The 421-nt window shown below is 66.5% G+C and carries 1 protein-coding gene; it reads left to right on the top strand.

Going from position 1 to position 421, the window contains the following annotated elements:
- Positions 1-421: RHS repeat domain-containing protein (locus AACY19_RS27500; protein WP_339454648.1), on the top strand; the 421-nt coding region annotated here is incomplete at both ends.

The following is a 421-nucleotide window of genomic DNA, read 5'->3' as shown; positions in this document are numbered from 1 at the left end:
GTCACGGCCAGCGCACCTACGGCTACGACGCCCTCGACCGGCTGATCCGCGTGCGCCACTCACGCGACGAACTGCCGGAAACCTTCGCCCACGACCCGGCGGGCAACCTGCTGATGCAGGACCGTCCCGGCCCGGCGCAGATCAAGGGCAACCGCCTGCTGATGCAGGGCGACCGGCATTACGACTACGACGCTTTCGGCAACCTGATCCGCGAACGTCGTGGCACCGCGCAAAAACTCGCCACCGAATACCGCTACGACTGCCAGCACCGCCTCATCGGCCTGACCCGCCCGGACGGCCAAACCGCGAGCTACCAATACGACGCCTTCGGCCGGCGCATCCGCAAAACCGTCGACGGCGAAATCACCGAGTTCTTCTGGCAAGGCGACCACCTCGTCGCCGAAAGCAGCCCGACCCATCA

The organism is Pseudomonas sp. EA_5y_Pfl2_R50 (genome assembly GCF_963970475.1).
GTDB lineage: Bacteria > Pseudomonadota > Gammaproteobacteria > Pseudomonadales > Pseudomonadaceae > Aquipseudomonas.
This window is presented reverse-complemented; position numbering and strand designations above follow the sequence as displayed.